The organism is Burkholderia sp. BCC1047, assembly GCF_902833155.1.
Taxonomy (GTDB): Bacteria; Pseudomonadota; Gammaproteobacteria; order Burkholderiales; family Burkholderiaceae; genus Burkholderia; species Burkholderia sola.
The window spans coordinates 68384-81986 of the sequence record NZ_CADFEH010000028.1 but is presented as its reverse complement, the minus strand read 5'-3'; the positions used below and the strand labels follow the sequence as shown (position 1 = coordinate 81986).

The following is a 13603-nucleotide window of genomic DNA, read 5'->3' as shown; positions in this document are numbered from 1 at the left end:
CGACACGCGAACCGTATCCCGGGCCGCTGGTTTGCACCGCGGCCCGTTTGCATAGTTGGAATCACGCACACCATGACCACCGACACCACTGGCCGCACCGGCAATCCCGCGGCGGCCGCGAGCCCCGACCGGTTTCGCTACGGTTTCCTGAAGGGCAACCCGCAGCTCACGAAAAACGGCGAGCTGAAGCACCTGCTGTCGATCGAGGGCCTGCCGCGCTCTATCGTCAATCACATTCTCGATACGGCCGAGCAGTTCGTCAGCGTGACGGACCGCGAAGTGAAGAAGGTGCCGCTGCTGCGCGGCAAGTCCGTGTTCAACCTGTTCTTCGAGAACTCGACGCGCACGCGCACGACCTTCGAGATCGCCGCGACGCGCCTGTCGGCCGACGTGCTGAACCTGAACATCAATGCGTCGTCCACGAGCAAGGGCGAATCGCTGCTCGACACGATCAACAACCTGTCGGCGATGCATGCCGACCTGTTCGTCGTGCGCCACGCGTCGAGCGGCGCACCGTACCTGATCGCCGAGCACTGCGCGCCGCACGTGCACGTGATCAACGCCGGCGACGGCCGTCATGCGCACCCGACGCAGGGCCTGCTCGACATGTACACGATCCGTCACTACAAGCGCGACTTCACGAAGCTGCGCGTGGCGATCGTCGGCGACATCCTGCATTCGCGCGTCGCGCGCTCCGACATTCACGCGCTCACCACGCTCGGCGTGCCGGAAGTGCGCGCGATCGGCCCCCGCACGCTGCTGCCGGGCGGTCTCGAGCAGATGGGCGTGAAGGTGTTCCACAACCTCGACGAGGGGCTGAAGGGCGTCGACGTGATCATCATGCTGCGCCTGCAGAACGAACGGATGAGCGGCGCGCTGCTGCCGTCGGCGCAGGAGTATTTCAAGACGTGGGGCCTGACGCCCGAGCGCCTCGCGCTCGCCGCGCCCGACGCGATCGTGATGCACCCGGGGCCGATGAACCGCGGCGTCGAGATCGACTCGCAGGTCGCCGACGGCCCGCAGTCGGTGATCCTCAACCAGGTCACGTTCGGCATCGCCGTGCGGATGGCGGTGATGGGCATCGTCGCCGGCAACAGCGACTGAGCCCGCTTTCGCGCGTCCTCATCCAGGCATTCAACGCAATCAACGTATTCACAGACAGCGCATGAAGATTCATATCAAAGGCGGCACGCTGATCGACCCGGTCGCCGGCACCGAACGGCAGGCCGACGTATTCGTCGCGGACGGCAAGATCGCCGCGCTGGGCAGCGCGCCGGCCGGTTTCAACGCGGACAAGACGATCGACGCATCGGGCCTGATCGTCGCACCCGGCCTCGTCGACCTGTGCGCGCGACTGCGCGAGCCCGGCTACGAACACAAGGCGACGCTCGCGTCCGAGATGGCCGCGGCCGTCGCGGGCGGCGTCACGACCCTCGTGTGCCCGCCCGACACCGATCCCGTGCTCGACGAGCCCGGCCTCGTCGAGATGCTGAAGTTCCGCGCGCGCAACCTGCACCAGGCGAACGTGCATCCGCTCGGCGCGCTGACGGTCGGCCTCAAGGGCGAGGTGATCACCGAGATGGTCGCGCTGACGGAATCCGGCTGCGTCGGCTTCACGCACGCCAACGTGCCGGTGCGCGACACGCAGGTGCTGCTGCGCGCGCTGCAGTACGCGAGCACCTATGGCTACACGACGTGGCTGCGCCCGCTCGACGCGTTCATCGGCCGCGGCGGCGTGGCCGCGAGCGGCCCGCTCGCGTCGCGCCTAGGGTTGTCCGGCGTGCCGGTCGCGGCCGAGACGATCGCGCTGCACACGATTTTCGAACTGATGCGCGTGACGGGCGCGCGCGTGCACCTCGCACGGCTGTCGTCGGCGGCAGGGCTTGCGCTCGTGCGTGAAGCGAAGGCCGAGGGGCTGCCGGTGACCTGCGACGTCGGCGTGAACCACGTCCACCTCATCGACGTCGACATTGGCTATTTCGATTCGCAGTTCCGGCTCGATCCGCCGCTGCGCAGCGAGCGCGACCGCGAAGCGATCCGCGTGGCGCTCGCCGACGGCACGATCCACGCGATCTGCTCCGATCACACGCCGGTCGACGACGACGAGAAGCTGCTGCCGTTCGGCGAAGCGACGCCGGGGGCGACGGGGCTCGAGCTGCTGCTGTCGCTGACGCTGAAGTGGGCGGACGAGACGCGCACGCCGCTCGCGCAGGCGCTGCGCCGCATCACGTCCGCGCCGGCCGATGTGCTGCAGCTGCCGGCGGGGCGGCTGGCCGAAGGTGGCGCGGCCGATCTGTGCGTGTTCGATCCGCGCGCGCACTGGCGCGTCGAGCCGCGTGCGCTGAAGAGCCAGGGCCACAACTCGCCGTTCCTCGGTTACGAACTGCCGGCCACCGTGCGCGCGACGCTCGTGGCCGGGCAGGTCGCGTTCGAGCGCCACTGAACCACGCCGGATCCTCGCCATGACCGCTCTTCGCAAGCTGCGTCTCGTCTTTCACCTGCTGCGCGGCATGGCGATCGTCGCGCTGCGCCTTTCGCACGTCACGCCCGCGCGCCGCGCCGAGCTGATACGCCGCTGGTCGGTCAAGATGCTGCGCATCTGCGGGATGCGCCTCGTCGTCCACAACGAAGGCGCGCGGCTCGATGCGAGCGCGCTCGTCGTGGGCAACCACGTGTCGTGGCTCGACATCTATGCGGTGAACGCGTGGCGGCCGACGCCGTTCGTGTCGAAGGCGGAGGTGCGGCAGTGGCCGGTCGTCGGCTGGCTCGCCGAGAAGCTCGACACCGTGTTCCTGCAGCGCGAGAAGCGTACCGAGGCGATGCGGATCATGCACGAGATGGCCGAGCGCCTGCGCACCGGCGGTGTGATGTGCGTGTTTCCGGAAGGGACGACGTCCGACGGCCAGGATCTGCTGCCGTTCCATGCGAACCTGTTCCAGGCGGCGGTATCGGCCGGCTGCGCGGTGCAGCCGATCTGCCTGATGTACGAGGACGCGCACGGGCGGCAGTCGGTTGCGCCGGCCTATACGGGCGATCTGTCGCTCGGCAAGTCGCTCGACATGGTGCTGCGCGGCGGCCCACTCGTCGCGCATCTGTACGTGTGCGAACCGATCGCGCCGGGCGGCGACCGCCGGGCGACGTCCGCCGCGGCGCGCGACGCGATCGCGGCCGCGCTGGCGACGCTGCAGGAGAAGGTCGGCAAGCCGACGGCTGAGTCGCTCGCGGAACTGCAGAAGCATGCGTATCCGGCGACCGAGCTCGGCGCCGACGCGGCGGGCGATGCGGCAGCCGACGCGCCCGTGCCGGGGCGCGAGGGCTGACGCGCCGGCGGGGCGCGTGAATCAGCGTGCCGTCACTCGCCGCCCGGCGAGCGGCACGCTTCGCACTGCACCTGCGTGACCGTGCGCTGTGCCGGATCCGCCGTCAGCCGCACGGCCGACAACTGGTTTCCCCATACGCATCCCGAATCGAGCGCGACGACCTTGTCGCGCAGCATCAGGCCGAGCGCGGCCCAGTGCCCGAACACCACGGTTACGTCCGCCGTGCGGCGCCCCGGCACGTCGAACCACGGCAGGTAGCCGGGCGGCGCGCTGTCGGGGCCGCCGTTCGCCTTGAACTCCATCGCGCCGTCGGGCGTGCAGAAGCGCAGGCGCGTGAACGCGTTGAACGCGACGCGCATCCGGTCGCGCTTTTTCAGGTTCGGACTCCATTGGTTCGGCTCGTTGCCGTACAGGCCTTGCAGCGTGTCGCGCCAGTCGGGGGCGCGGAGTGCGCGCTGGAGTTCGTCGGCGAGTTCGAGCGCGAGCGTGGCGTCCCATTGCGGCAACACGCCCGCGTGGACGAGCAGCTTTCCGTCTTCGAGATGCACGAACGGGCGGTGGCGCACCCAGTCGAGCAGCGCGTCGGCATCGGGCGCGTCGAGGATCTCGCCGATGGTGTCGCCCGGGCGTTCGGTGCGCAGGCCAGCGGAGACCGCGAGCAGATGGAGGTCGTGATTGCCGAGCACGACGGTCGCGCGCGGGCCGAGATCGACGACCGCGCGCAGCGCGGCGAGCGAGGCCGGGCCGCGGTTGACGACGTCGCCGGCGATCCAGAGGGGCGTGTCGGCGGGGGGCGCGAGCTGGTCGAGCAGCGACTGGAAAGCGGAATGGCAGCCTTGGATGTCGCCGATGGCGACGGGGGGGGAGGTCATGGGATCGAGGGGGCGCAAATCTGGGCGTACCGTAGGAAGAAGTTCGACAAAATGGGCCTTGTGTGAGAGTACCATCCCACCGAACCGGGCTGATCAGGTGGTTTTTTTGTGGTCGATGCAAGTTCGCGCTGCTGTTTCAAGTTGTTAGCAGCATGGCTTTTGCGTTAGAAGGCTTTTTATAATTGCCGGTTCACCCGTGAAAATTACCACCGGGTGACTCTGGCAGGCGTGGCGACCGGGTAAAATGCCGGGCCTGAGGCGATATCAGATGATGTTGCCGCTTGCAACATCCGACATGGCAGCGGCCCAGGTGGCGCTTGCCGTGTACTCCGAGGCGGGAAACCGCATCATCGTCATCATGCGGTCTCGCCCGATCCATTTGCGGTGCTGTGGGTTCGGCATGGGCTCATTGACCGTGCCGCAGCGCTCCGTCATGGTCGACGATATTTGTCTTGTGATCCTATTTCTTCATTTTTGAAAGCTTGCATGCTGACCCTCTCACTGGCTGACCTAAAGAAAAGCATCACGGCGTGGCGGTTGTGGACGCTGCTCGGCTGGCTTGAAATTCGGCAACGCTATGCGCGTTCGCGCCTGGGGCCGTTCTGGCTGACGATCAGTATGGGCGTGATGATCACGTCGCTGGGTGTTGTCTACGGCACGTTGTTTGGGCAGAAGATCAACGAATATCTGCCGTTCCTGGCGTGCAGCCTTGTGCTTTGGGGGACATTTTCGGCGACTATCCAGGAAGGCAGTGTTGCGTACATCAACAGTGCGCCATACATCCGTCAGATGGCCACCCCGAAGTTGATCTACATCCTGCAGGTGGTGTGGCGGAACCTGATCGTCCTCGCACACAACTTCGTGATAGTCATCGCTCTGATGGTAATTTTCGGCGTGAAGCGCTGGGAGACGCTGCCGATGTTCATTCCGGCGCTACTGCTGTTTGTCGCCAACGCCACGTGGATTGCGATGGTGATCGGCCTGCTGTCGGCCCGCTTCCGTGACTTGCCGCAGATAGTGGGCGCGTTACTCCAGGTCGCGTTCTACGTAACGCCGATCATTTTCCGTCCAGACGCATTGAATCGGTTCTCGTTCATCGTGGAATGGAACCCGCTTGCTTACCTGATTGATGTCGTGCGCAGTCCCCTGATAGGGCAGATTCCGAGCGGCACGAGCTGGGCGGTAGCGATCGGCATGGCGGTAATCGGATGGCCTGTCGCGCTATACATGACAGGGCGCTACCTGAAGCGCATTCCATATTGGGTTTGAGGAGGCGCTATGGCATATATCGAATTGAAGAATGTCACGCTTGATCTGCCGATCTTCGACGTGCAGGGGCGTTCGCTTAAGAAACAGGTGCTCCGCATGGGGCGGCGCAACAGGATCGCAGAAGGGAACGATGGAGTGATCGTCGTACGCGCGCTGGACGACGTGACTCTGCGTTTCGAGCGCGGCGATCGTGTTGGATTGATCGGATATAACGGCGCGGGCAAATCGACTCTGTTGCGGGCGATGGCAGGGATTTATCCTCCGACCTCTGGCGCGCTTTTGCGGGAGGGGAAAGTCGTGCCGTTGCTCGATATCGGCCTTGGCATGGACGAAAATTCGACCGGTATGCAGAACATCCGGCTCCGCGGGTTGTTGCTCGGTATGTCCGATGCGGAGATCCGGGCAAAGCAGCGCGAAATTGCTGACTTCTGCGAGCTCGGGGATAGCCTGGACCTGCCGATTCGGACGTATTCCAGCGGGATGAAAGTACGGCTTGCGTTTGCGGTGTCAACGGCGGTGGATGCGGAAATCCTGTTGCTGGACGAAGTGATGGGGGTCGGAGATGCACTGTTCATGCACAAGGCGGAGGCGCGGCTGGCGGATCTACACAGTCGGGCGGAAATAGTCGTACTCGCGATGCACTCGAACTCGGAAATTCGCAAGGTTTGCAACAAGGTGCTCTGGATGGAGCATGGGCGCGTACGCGCGTTCGGGCCGACGGAAGAGATCGTATCCGCTTATGAGGCGACAACAGGCTGAACGCGTTGTCCATGCGTGATCGCACATGGTGGAAAAATCCCCATGACGAGCTGTTCCTGGCCGAGCGCGATCGGCTGCTTGCGTCTGAGAGGGTCGGGCCGGTCATGCTGCCCGACATCTGAGTTCAGAACAGCGAATTGCTCGATATCCGAGCGATCTACTTCGGGAATGCGTGCAAAATCCAAGGTTGCGGCGGCGCCGCACCTGCACAACCCAGCCTACATGGCGATTCCCGGGCCCTCACCGACACGCGATGTGCCGAGGCCGAATGTGCGATCGCTGTGCACGCAGCCTTCAAGCCGTCGATCACCGGCAACTGCTCGGCCGCCAGCCGCTTGAGCTTCTCGTTCTCCGATTCCAGCTCTTTGAGCCGTCTCGCCTCGGCCACGTCCATGCCACCGAACTTGGTGCGCCACCGATAAAACGTTTGTTCCGAGATGTTGTAGCGCTTGCACAGATCCTTGACCGGAACCTCTGGCTCTCGGCTTCCCGCAGGATGCGGATGATATGTTCGTCGGTATGTCGCTGCTTCATCGAGTTCTCCTTGCCTCCAGGATAAGAGAACTCACTTGCCGTTTGGCTACACGATTCGTCTCAGGTCAAGCGACCGTTCAATTGTGTCGTACTCACAATGCGGCCATCGAGAGCACCCGGCCAAGCATCCCGCCGAGGCAGTGTTATGGATATTTCCGCCGTACGGGCGCGAATCGAGGGTTCCTGGATCGTGACGCTGCTCTTTTGGCTGATTCGGAAATTGACTTATGAGGAAGTGCGCGGGCTCGACGAGGCGAGGCTGATTGTCGCCCTCAACGACGTGGGATTGTGCTTGTTCGTGCGCGACAGAGGTTGCTGAAACTTATGGGCGTAATTTCGGAGCTTTATCATTGCGCGTCCGCTGCGCGGTTGGGACGACAACAGGGGAAGGCAGATGCGCCTCATACATGAAATTGGCTACATGCACAAGTGCTGAGTCATGCTCGTGGCCGACGATCCCGTCTGCAGCTTACATCCTTCTTCGGAGCATGACGACTTCCGTCTTCGTGCCCCAGCCGTCGTCCGTCGAGCAATTGCGTTGAGGAATCCATGGCCCGTCGCACTTGCGGTCGTCTCCTTCGGCGGATCAGTGTCTGTATAATTGTTGCGGATTGTAACGTTTGCAGCACCATATGCTCTTCCAACGTTGAACTCGATTGCGGTCGCGAAGTGTTTGACGGGAAAGCGAATGGTTAAAATTTGGAGAGTTTAGGAATGGCGGAATCTGAAGAGCGAGTCTTGATCACGGGTGCCGGTGGGGTTATTGGCCACGCATTAAGGCAGGAGTTGGCGGACTCGGGGTACTCGAACGTCGTCGCAATCACAAGCAGTGACGTCGATCTTAGAGATCAGAGCGCGACTGAAAAATTGTTCGATGAATTACGCCCGACGATCGTTTTCCATATGGCGGCGCGGGTGTACGGCATCATGGGGAATATGTCCAATCGGGGCATCGCGTATCTGGACAACGTTCGAATCAATACCAACGTAGTCGAGGCTGCGCGTCAGACAGGCTGCAAGAAGTTTGTCGCCATGGGCTCGACAGCCATTTACTCTGATCAGGTGCGTCTTCCGATGTCGGAGGAGGAAATCTGGGTTGGGGCGCCGCATCATTCCGAGGCTCCGTACGCACACAGCAAGCGCGGTATGCTTGCGCAGCTCGAGGCCTACAAAGATCAATACGGAATGGACTACGCATTTTGCGTATCCACCAATCTCTTTGGTCCTCACGATAAATTCGACGAGAAGTTCGGACACGTCATTCCATCGCTTGTGTCGAAGTTCTACCGTGCGTCTGTTCTAGGGCAGCCCATCTCCGTCTGGGGGTCTGGGAAGGCTGAACGGGATTTTCTCTTCAGCGGCGACGCAGCGTATGCGCTTCGGCTTATCGCCGAAAATCACTCGGGTGCAATCAATCTGGCGACCGGTCACTCACACACGATTCGGCATACGGTCGACACGCTTTGCAAGATTTCGGGCTTCAGCGGCAGCGTGGAATGGGATGCGACAAAGCCGGATGGCCAAAAACTTCGCGCATACGATATCTCTCGTCTGACGGCGTTGGGATTCAAGCCAAGATTCTCGTTCGACGAAGCGTTGGCGATTACTTACGACTGGTATTGCAAGAATGTGGCGTCCGCCAGAAAGTAATTGCATGGTATTGCCGCTGGTGTGCTTGCGTGTAAAGAAGCTGCACACCATCTTCCTAACGTGTGGTCATTCGAGTTGTTTGATCGATGAAATTTGTATCGTACGCGCAGAACTATGAAGATGTGATGCTCCGGCGCGCGCTCGCTAAAGTCGATCGCGGATTCTACATAGATGTTGGCGCCGCCGAGCCATATGCAGATTCGGTAACGGCAGCATTCTACGAGCGTGGCTGGCGTGGCATAAACATCGAGCCGATGCCTGGGCCGTTCGATAGGCTGGCCCAGGCGCGACCTCAAGACGTCAATCTACAAGTCGCCGTGGAGAACAAGCAGACGGTTGCCCGGTATTTCGCAGTGGATGGCGGTAACGGGATTTCGACGGGTATTCAAAAACTTGCCGAAGGGTATAGGAACGCGAACTGGGACATCAGTCAGGTAACGGTTGCGGTCACGACATTGCGCGATATATGCGAAACGTATGTCGGCGAGAGGCCGGTCCATTTCCTCAAGATCGATGTGGAAGGTAACGAAAGAGAGGTGCTGGCGAGTGCCGATTTCAATACCTTTCGCCCATGGATCATCCTCGTCGAGGCCACGGAGCCGAATTCCCAGATACCGTCCCATGACGACTGGGAAGCTCTCTTGCTGGAAGCAGAATATCATTTCGTCTATTTCGATGGATTGAATCGCTTCTACGTGTCGGCAGAAAAGATGGACGAATTGAAACAAGCCTTTATGGTTCCGCCAAACTGGTTTGACGGATTCATTCGAGCATCGGAATCCGACATGATTCGGCGTGCGACGGATCTGGAGCGGCAACTCGTTGAGTCGCAGCGGCAGCTGCAGGAGGCTCGTGACGGATGGTCTTTGGAAAAGGGCGCACGAGAAGAATTAGAGGTGCGATTGAACACTGCATATCACAACATGACTGATCGGGTGCATGACGAGCAGGCGTCGCAAGTTGTTTTGGAAGACGCAAGCCAAGATCGCGGGATGAAGAATCCCGAGATCTCGCACGAGGAGATCGATCAACTCAAGGCGCGGCTTGCGGGAAGTGAGGGAGACCTCGAGAATCATCGGATCCAATTGGCCGAGTTGCGCGCCCGATTGACCGAGAGTGAGAAGTCCGGACAAGCGCTCAGCGCCGAGCGTGACACTGCCTACCAGGAACTATTCGAGTCATCCAGGCATGCTGCTTGGCTGAGCCAGGAAAGAGTGCGCTTGCAGGAAAGGATCGACGAGTCATCCAGACACGTTGTTTGGGTGAATCAGGAACGGGGACGCTTGCAGGGGAAGGTCGACGAGCTTGAGCGCATGGTCGATACGCTTCGCTTACAAGAGGAGCGTGTTTCGGCCGCGCTGCACGCGGTGTTTCAGAGCACATCGTGGAAATTGACCGGCCCGATGAGATGCATAAAGCGCATGATGCATCGCCGATCCTAGTATTAATGGAGCAAGTTTTGGTATCGAATTCGATTTGCGTCATTGGTCGCTGTACTTTCGGCACTGGAATCGGCGCCGTGACTTATGCAGCGTGTGAGATGTTGAGCCGATTTTATGCTGTTTCCATTTTCCCGACTGAGCCGCATTTCCGTACTGAGCGCGAAATTGTACTGCCGAACGGGACGGCGATCCCCGTTTGCACTGATCTTTCGCAGGCGAAGGTTGTCTTCTATGCGGACGTGCTCTGGAACGGGGCATATGACTTGAATTACACCCTGGTTCCGCCCGGGGCGTTGAGATTTGCTCATATCGCTTACGACTCCGATGAACTACCGTCTCAGTGGGTCAAAGTGCTTAACGAGCACTTCGATTTTGCGCTCTTCATGAGTCATCACTTGGAAGGCGTGGCTCGGAGATCTGGCGTCGAGATAGGGGTGGGTACACTGCCACTCGCCTTGGACATTGAAGGACTATTGAGTCGTCCTTATAGAGCATCGTCGGATGGCAAGATCAAATTCTGTTCGATTGCAGCATTTCATGCACGTAAAGGTGTTGAGGCGCTTGTCGAGGGGTTCATTCGTGCTTTCGGTGATCGACAGGACGTAGAGCTCACGATACATTCGAATCTAGCTATCGGCTCAAGTTTTGAGCGCGTCAAAAAACTGGTTGACTCTAGAAAGGCAACGAATATTGTCATCAGTTGTGCTCCCCTGACTGATCAAGAGAAAAACTCACTGATCGAGGAATGTGATGTTTTCGTGAATTGCTCTCGTGGTGAAGGATATTCCATCGGGCCGCGAGAAGCCCTGGCATTGGGGAAAGTGCTTGCAATAACGGCTGTCGGTGGTCATGGCGATCTAATTTCTGCGCCTGGCGTTTTTTCTATACCGGCTACTATTGCGATGCCCGCACGCTACCCGGAAATAGATAACCTTGTCGTCGGTCGGCAATTTGCTGCGGACATCGACGACATTGGCACGGCGCTCACGGACGCTTTCGAATACGTTTCGTCCGGCACAAGTGCGACGACGGTACACGCGCGGCGCCAACTCGCTGCCGAGTTCAGTTTTACTGCTCTGGAGCTGAATTACGGTGAGTTGATCGATACCAAGCTTCGGTCATTCCGGCCCCGGCAATGCGGTTCGCGCTTTGCCAGATTGCCGGCCGAATTGCCAGCGACCGTGGAGCGGTTTCTGGGACATCGTTCAGCATCACTTCCCGGTGTTGATCGCACCGTCGTGCAATCTCATGACGGCGGCTTCTTCTCCGTCTTCAATGCATTCATGAGCCATTTGGTGTGGGACCAGCGTGATAAGCGGTGTCACATGGTCTTGCCTGACTGGAACGTGGATCGCATGATCAAGCGCGCAGGTACGGCTCAGTTCATGAGCTTTTGCTATGGGCGCCCAAACGAGGGAAATGTCTGGTCCAAGCTGTTCGAGCCGCTCTATGGCCTCAGCGACGCAGACATGGACGACGAGAACTTCTTGTACGCAAAGGGGCGTCCTCCTGTCGCGGTGTTCAATCACGAGCGTGAGCCGCAGCTTACTTATGTCCATGCGTATAAGCTGTATAAGAGCGGTCAATTTTCTCGCATTCGCTCGCAATACAACAAGGTATTCAAGGATCATGTGCATTTGCGCCCTCGATACCAGCGAGAATTGGATGAATTCCGGGGGAAGTTTGCCGGGAAGTTTATGATCGCGGCGCACGTCAAGCATCCGAGTCACGTGATCGAGCAGCCGAGTGGAAAAATCGCACACATCCAATCGTATATAGACGGGATTAAGCGCCAGCTCGATGCTCGTGGGTTCAAAAAGGATTCGCCAGGCTGGGCGATATTTCTCGCGACGGATCAGGATCGAGTAATCAATGTCTTCAAGGGAGAATTTGGCGACAAGGTCTTTTTCTATGAGGATGTCCGTCGAACGACGGAGGCCGAAGACGCGCGCTACGACCAGTTGGGGGCAGAGGAGCGTCGTGCAGAAGGCTTCCAGGTGCAGCACTTGGTCGCTGCAAATCCTGATAATTGGAATATTAGGATGGCTTGGGAAGTCATTCGCGATGCGATGACCATGGCATATTGCAATGTGCTTCTCCACATTGTTAGTAATGTGTCGACAGCAGTGTCGTACATGAATCCTGACATTGAACTGGTTTTCTGTTCAGCCGAAGAGGGTGAGTCCGCACGTCACTGAATGCCTGCTTTGCGTTTGGTGCCGAGGGACGCGGAGCGTGGAGCGCGCGCAGGGCTTGGTCGTTGCGTCTGATGGCAAACATATGGAGCCAACAAGCAAGTGCCGGTGCGCATGACAAAGCTAGTGCGTCTGCGCGACAAGTGCACCAGACCTACAAGGTGACTTGTGTTCTAAGTGCGACGCTATATCAGAACTTACGGTGCCGCACCGTAAGATGTATCGCCGGTCAGTCGAATTGGTACGGCCTATCGGCAGATTGTCGGATGCCGTGGGACGTTTGATTCCAACACGGGCAGGTGATATGAGCGTGGGGAGGGTGATGCAACTCTTTGAGGCCACTGCGCGAGACCTGTCGTTATCTAGAATTTATATGTGAGTTACAGGAGATAGTTTGTCCACCAACGCTCAGGATTGCCCAACTAGCGAAATTTTGCGTATCGCGGTGGTGAGTTCCCCGCGGAGCGGTAATTCATGGATCAGATCAACGCTCGCCGGCGCACTGTCCATGCAGGAGATCGCGGTTCACAATTATCTCGATGCCCCTGCCGTTTTGCCGGCGAGGTGTTTTCTTCAGATCCATTGGTATCGCGAGCCGAACTTTCAAGCTTGGCTTCGTGCGAACCAGTTTCGCGTATTGACGGTAGCAAGACATCCGCTCGATGTTCTTGTGTCGGCGCTGCACTACATTCGATACGAACCGGGAACGAGCCGATGGCTTGAGGGAAATGTGAAGTTGCCTGGGAAATTGGCGAGCGCCAGCCCGTCCTCGGCCGAATTTCTTGAGTACGCTCTCGGCATGGGGGCGGAGGATCTGCTGTCGATCACCTATCAATGGTGGAACGATCCAGAGGTGCTTCGCCTTCGATACGAAGATGCCGTCGCGAACCCGGAAGTGGTGCTGGGCAATCAGATCGCTGCATTGGGAGGCAGCGCGCAGGATGTCGTCCCCTGGCTGGCGCACCTCAGTATGGAGAAGATGCGCGCGACGCCGAACCGGCATGGATGGCAGGGAAGCCCGGGGCTCTGGCGTCGTTTGATTGTCCCTCAAGACGCCATTCGTATCTACAGAAGGCATCGAAGAGTTTTTGATACCTTGGGCTACGCGATCCGGCCGTACTTTCTGACGCGTGCATCGGCCTATCGAAACTGGATGGCGCGACTTTAGCAGGGTACGCTTGATCGTGTTTCACAACGCCACGGCCGGTGTATGCCTCGCGAATTCCCGCCCCCCGATAGGGGATGTGTTTCGCCAAGCGCTCGGGGCTGACTCGGGTTGGTAAATGGTGCTGCTACGCAGCATGGCGAGCGGAACATCGCAGCGTCGCCGCGAGGGTGCGATGAGCGCTTGATTTTGATGCTTGCCCTGTCGGATCCTACGGACGTAGTAAGTCAACGAGACGGGTTCCGCAATGTCGCGAAGGTAGATGGGAGCAAGGCGCATTGAGTGCCTTGTTGCCGCGTCCGAGCCGGCCAACGAGCGTGGGTGCACGGATAGGGAGGGGCGTTGCAACGCTGTCTGCGTGGTAGAACGGAAGGCGTATTATCGCGGGCGACCTAGA

General features: G+C 59.8%; 12 protein-coding genes and 2 pseudogenes. 11 read left to right on the top strand and 3 right to left on the bottom strand.

What is annotated here, in order from left to right; translation table 11 throughout:
* Positions 1-72: 72 nt before the first annotated feature.
* From HWX55_RS25840 to HWX55_RS25830, 3 genes are all read left to right on the top strand, one after another.
* Positions 73-1104 carry an aspartate carbamoyltransferase catalytic subunit gene (locus tag HWX55_RS25840; protein WP_006476735.1) on the top strand — a complete coding sequence of 344 codons (1032 nt, stop codon included), beginning with the start codon at positions 73-75 and terminating at the stop codon, positions 1102-1104.
* 61 nt (positions 1105-1165) lie between these two features.
* Positions 1166-2443, top strand: coding sequence for a dihydroorotase (locus HWX55_RS25835; protein WP_175977773.1), 1278 nt, complete (start codon positions 1166-1168; stop codon positions 2441-2443).
* Positions 2444-2462: 19 nt separating this feature from the next.
* Positions 2463-3320: a lysophospholipid acyltransferase family protein gene (locus HWX55_RS25830; RefSeq protein WP_175977772.1), complete on the top strand. Its 858-nt coding sequence runs from the start codon at positions 2463-2465 to the stop codon at positions 3318-3320.
* Positions 3321-3352: 32 nt separating this feature from the next.
* Here HWX55_RS25830 and HWX55_RS25825 read toward each other — a convergent pair whose 3' ends face one another.
* Positions 3353-4192, bottom strand: coding sequence for a symmetrical bis(5'-nucleosyl)-tetraphosphatase (locus HWX55_RS25825; RefSeq protein WP_175977771.1), 840 nt, complete (start codon positions 4190-4192; stop codon positions 3353-3355).
* A gap of 268 nt (positions 4193-4460) precedes the next feature.
* Here HWX55_RS25825 and HWX55_RS25820 point away from each other — a divergent pair, with 268 nt between their 5' ends.
* From HWX55_RS25820 to HWX55_RS25810, 3 genes are read left to right on the top strand one after another with little or no spacing between them, the layout of a single operon-like run.
* On the top strand, positions 4461-4670 hold the full coding sequence (locus HWX55_RS25820) for a hypothetical protein (RefSeq protein WP_175977770.1): 210 nt from the start codon (positions 4461-4463) through the stop codon (positions 4668-4670).
* 8 nt (positions 4671-4678) lie between these two features.
* Positions 4679-5461: an ABC transporter permease gene (locus HWX55_RS25815; RefSeq protein ID WP_175977769.1), complete on the top strand. Its 783-nt coding sequence runs from the start codon at positions 4679-4681 to the stop codon at positions 5459-5461.
* A 9-nt stretch (positions 5462-5470) separates the two neighbouring features.
* A complete protein-coding gene (locus HWX55_RS25810) occupies positions 5471-6220 on the top strand; it encodes an ABC transporter ATP-binding protein (protein ID WP_175977768.1) in 750 nt (249 codons plus the stop codon).
* Between the two features lie 292 nt (positions 6221-6512).
* Here HWX55_RS25810 and HWX55_RS25805 read toward each other — a convergent pair.
* Positions 6513-6754 (bottom strand): annotated as a pseudogene (locus tag HWX55_RS25805) (transposase); the annotation flags it as partial.
* A gap of 145 nt (positions 6755-6899) precedes the next feature.
* Here HWX55_RS25805 and HWX55_RS25800 point away from each other — a divergent pair.
* The 5 genes from HWX55_RS25800 (at position 6900) to HWX55_RS25780 (ending at position 13209) form a co-directional block, all read left to right on the top strand.
* Positions 6900-7073: a hypothetical protein gene (locus HWX55_RS25800; RefSeq protein WP_175977767.1), complete on the top strand. Its 174-nt coding sequence runs from the start codon at positions 6900-6902 to the stop codon at positions 7071-7073.
* 395 nt (positions 7074-7468) lie between these two features.
* The gene (locus tag HWX55_RS25795) at positions 7469-8404 is read left to right on the top strand and encodes a GDP-L-fucose synthase (protein ID WP_175977766.1); all 936 of its coding nucleotides are present in this window, start codon (positions 7469-7471) and stop codon (positions 8402-8404) included.
* Positions 8405-8490: 86 nt separating this feature from the next.
* Positions 8491-9846 (top strand): FkbM family methyltransferase, encoded by a 1356-nt coding sequence (locus HWX55_RS25790; protein ID WP_175977765.1) that lies wholly within the window; start codon positions 8491-8493, stop codon positions 9844-9846.
* On the top strand, positions 9789-12044 hold the full coding sequence (locus HWX55_RS25785) for a glycosyltransferase (protein WP_244140642.1): 2256 nt from the start codon (positions 9789-9791) through the stop codon (positions 12042-12044). The genes HWX55_RS25790 and HWX55_RS25785 overlap by 58 nt, the downstream gene beginning before the upstream one ends.
* Before the next feature lie 391 nt (positions 12045-12435).
* Positions 12436-13209, top strand: coding sequence for a sulfotransferase domain-containing protein (locus HWX55_RS25780; protein WP_175977764.1), 774 nt, complete (start codon positions 12436-12438; stop codon positions 13207-13209).
* Between the two features lie 87 nt (positions 13210-13296).
* Here the strand turns inward: HWX55_RS25780 and HWX55_RS25775 are convergent.
* Positions 13297-13464, bottom strand: a pseudogene (locus HWX55_RS25775) (IS110 family transposase); the annotation flags it as partial.
* Between the last annotated feature and the right edge of the window lie 139 nt (positions 13465-13603).

Coding starts and splice junctions, on each gene's coding strand:
- HWX55_RS25840 (WP_006476735.1), top strand. CDS start 73: ATGACCACCGACACCACTGGCCGCACCGGCAATCCCGCGGCGGCCGCG.
- HWX55_RS25835 (WP_175977773.1), top strand. CDS start 1,166: ATGAAGATTCATATCAAAGGCGGCACGCTGATCGACCCGGTCGCCGGC.
- HWX55_RS25830 (WP_175977772.1), top strand. CDS start 2,463: ATGACCGCTCTTCGCAAGCTGCGTCTCGTCTTTCACCTGCTGCGCGGC.
- HWX55_RS25825 (WP_175977771.1), bottom strand. CDS start 4,192: ATGACCTCCCCCCCCGTCGCCATCGGCGACATCCAAGGCTGCCATTCC.
- HWX55_RS25820 (WP_175977770.1), top strand. CDS start 4,461: ATGATGTTGCCGCTTGCAACATCCGACATGGCAGCGGCCCAGGTGGCG.
- HWX55_RS25815 (WP_175977769.1), top strand. CDS start 4,679: ATGCTGACCCTCTCACTGGCTGACCTAAAGAAAAGCATCACGGCGTGG.
- HWX55_RS25810 (WP_175977768.1), top strand. CDS start 5,471: ATGGCATATATCGAATTGAAGAATGTCACGCTTGATCTGCCGATCTTC.
- HWX55_RS25800 (WP_175977767.1), top strand. CDS start 6,900: ATGGATATTTCCGCCGTACGGGCGCGAATCGAGGGTTCCTGGATCGTG.
- HWX55_RS25795 (WP_175977766.1), top strand. CDS start 7,469: ATGGCGGAATCTGAAGAGCGAGTCTTGATCACGGGTGCCGGTGGGGTT.
- HWX55_RS25790 (WP_175977765.1), top strand. CDS start 8,491: ATGAAATTTGTATCGTACGCGCAGAACTATGAAGATGTGATGCTCCGG.